This is a genomic window from Bradyrhizobium sp. LMTR 3 (assembly GCF_001693485.1).
In the GTDB taxonomy this organism is placed as follows: Bacteria; Pseudomonadota; Alphaproteobacteria; order Rhizobiales; family Xanthobacteraceae; genus Bradyrhizobium.
Window position 1 is genome coordinate 1 of record NZ_MAXC01000037.1, and the last position, 2,401, is coordinate 2,401.

At 58.9% G+C, this 2,401-nt stretch carries 3 protein-coding genes; 2 read left to right on the plus strand and 1 reads right to left on the minus strand.

Going from position 1 to position 2,401, the window contains the following annotated elements; all coding sequences use genetic code 11:
- Positions 1-356 precede the first annotated feature (356 nt).
- A complete protein-coding gene (gene phaP, locus LMTR3_RS23550; RefSeq protein ID WP_065747401.1) occupies positions 357-995 on the minus strand; it encodes a phasin family protein in 639 nt (212 codons plus the stop codon).
- A 379-nt stretch (positions 996-1,374) separates the two neighbouring features.
- On the opposite strand from phaP, the gene LMTR3_RS23555 reads away from it, so the two are divergent.
- Together LMTR3_RS23555 and LMTR3_RS40090 are read left to right on the plus strand one after the other, a co-directional pair.
- Positions 1,375-1,557, plus strand: a complete 183-nt coding sequence (locus tag LMTR3_RS23555; protein ID WP_065747402.1) for a hypothetical protein — start codon at positions 1,375-1,377, stop codon at positions 1,555-1,557.
- A gap of 352 nt (positions 1,558-1,909) precedes the next feature.
- Positions 1,910-2,251, plus strand: a complete 342-nt coding sequence (locus LMTR3_RS40090) for a hypothetical protein (protein ID WP_349643819.1) — start codon at positions 1,910-1,912, stop codon at positions 2,249-2,251.
- Positions 2,252-2,401: the final 150 nt, after the last annotated feature.

A 2,401-nucleotide genomic window follows, 5' to 3' on the forward strand; every position in this document is an offset into this window, starting at 1 on the left:
TTGTCGCCGCGCTTTATGACCCAACCGATCCAGAAATGGCTTGAGCCAGCGTCCAAGCTCTTCATTCCAATCCAGCGTGTTGCCAACCATGGTCGGCCCCTCCAAAGGCCGACTACCCATGAATCATTGGAAAACTGATTTGGGAATCCTATGCCGCTCAAAATCTGCCAAAGTAGTGCTAGGTGGGCCGGGTGCGCTGCAGTGATCCGCTCAATTCTCTTTCCGCTTCTTCTCGATCTTGGCGATCAGGTCGATATTGCGAACGGCAGCAGCACCCCCTACCCCAAGCGGAAGCGCTATCACCGAAAGAGCGGCTGACAACAGCCGCTCTTTTTAGTCAACCCGTACAGCCAGGTTTAGGCGACGCGCCGGATCTCTTCCATACTTTGTTTGATCTGTTTTCCGGTTTCATCGGCCATTTTGAGCGACATGTCGGCTATCCGACGGCTGCTTTCCAGAGCCATTTCCACGGTCTCCCGCACCATGTCACTTTGTACGGCTGCAAAGTCCTGTGGAGTTCGGCAAGTCCACAACTTATTCATGTGTTCCATGTTCTTCTCGACCTGGTGCCGGACCATCTGGAAGTACTCTTGAGACATTCCACCCATCACTCTGGCGGCAGCGGTACCGCTGTAAAGCAGCGTTTGCGCGTTGCGGGCCGACCGTTCCGTTGCCTCCGTTGCCTGTTGCACCCCTTCTCCTGACACGCCTAGCGTGCGACCAAGTTGCTCGGTGGACCGACCCATGGCCGACGTCGCCGTTTCCAGGCCGAAACGCCACGCGTCCTGCAACGTCTCGGCGTTTTGCTTGAGCAGGTCCGCACTTGCTCGAGCCACTTGCTCACTGGCTTCAGCCGCAACTTGCCCGACGCGCGACGTCTGATCCGCCGCAGCTTGTCCAATGCGGGTGGTCTGCTCAGCACCCTTATCGCCGGCGCGGCGGGCTGCGTCTTCTATGCCTTGCGTAGACTTATCCTCCTGGCGCGGATTTGCCATGTTTCTTCTCCGATTGCAGGTTGATGATTTGCCCCAGCTCCTTCGGAAGAACCAGATCCAGGTGAGACCGTTCCTAATGCCGCTGCCCCGGCGGGAAGCAGAAGCGGATTCTGTTCTGTTCGTCATCGTTCGCGGCGCATGCTGGAAGTGCGGGAGTGATGGTCACTTAAGTTCAAAAGTGAGCAGACCTTGGTGATGTAAGAACGTTGGTCCGCGCGGCCGGACTCGCAGATCCGAGCGCAAATTTGAACTGCCGCGCCTCAGTTGGCGTGCCCGGGAAGTCCGGAGGTCCTGGTTACGGAGTAACTAGAGAGAAACCGCAAGATCTTTGGAAACAAATTGGCGGCGTGAGCGTCGGTTCGTTAGAGGGCAAACCGCGATGACACAGCGCCAGCTCAGAGAGCTAGAAACCGAGATTGCGCGCTATCGGCTCCTGGAGCAGGAGGTGACCGATCCACTTGCCGCGAGCCTGATACACGTCATCATCTTGGAACTCGAAGCTGACCTTCAGCAGGGCGGCGAGCCCGGTCAGCGACCTCGCCAGGGCGACCAGAAAAGATAATCGGCCGGCGGTAGCGAGAGGGCAGCTTCGCCAATGGCCCTTCGACCGAGAATAGCGGCGAATCTCAAGTGGCCCGAACCCGAACAGCGGTCCAGCCATTCACCATGTCGGCTCTTCGAGCTAGGCCGGACGTCCCCGACCGCCTGCCTTGACCGCGGCTCCTGACCCGCGGCGGACGTCGTAAAGTGGTGAAATGAATCGGAGGACGCCCCCGCCAAACTTAATATTTGTGGGGGAAGCGGGCCCGCGCAGTCAGTAGTTTTACTGGCATCACCGCACGGTTCGTGGCTTCTATCGGTGATGAGATCGCCTGCTTGCGCTCCCGCCTTCCTCTAACGGAATGGAGCAGCGCATGATCAAGCGTCGCCGCCGTGTCAAACACGAGAAAACCTTTCAAGAGCGGCTTGCGGAAGAGGCTCAACGCTACAAGGAAGCGGCAAAGCACCTTCCTCCTGGCACCGCCCGCGAACTCCTTTTGCGGCGGGCGCGACAAGCGGACACTGCCGCAAATATCGATGCCTGGCTGGCTTCTCCCGGCTATGGAAATCACGAACTCCGTATCTCAGCTGTTTCCCCCGGTTATCGGCCAGTTGCAGACGTCGACTTGTGTTGGCGACGGTCGCGGAAGCTGACCTCGGCAGCTTGCCTGACCTTGTCGCCTCATCTCCGGGGAGCGGACATCGCGGCCTTCTGAGCGAAGGTCGGCGATGGGCCAATGGACTAAACCGCTCGCGCGGTAGGGCGCTGCGGCAGGCAGCACAGCTAACAGGATAGCGCAACGGGGCGTCCTGTCTTGAGATGAGGGGTTCGCAACCTTCACTCAAAACAGGAGCATCCCCATGAC

Excerpts from the sequence above, each read along its gene's own strand:
- phaP (WP_065747401.1), bottom strand. The coding sequence starts at position 995 with ATGGCAAATCCGCGCCAGGAGGATAAGTCTACGCAAGGCATAGAAGAC.
- LMTR3_RS23555 (WP_065747402.1), top strand. The coding sequence starts at position 1,375 with ATGACACAGCGCCAGCTCAGAGAGCTAGAAACCGAGATTGCGCGCTAT.
- LMTR3_RS40090 (WP_349643819.1), top strand. The coding sequence starts at position 1,910 with ATGATCAAGCGTCGCCGCCGTGTCAAACACGAGAAAACCTTTCAAGAG.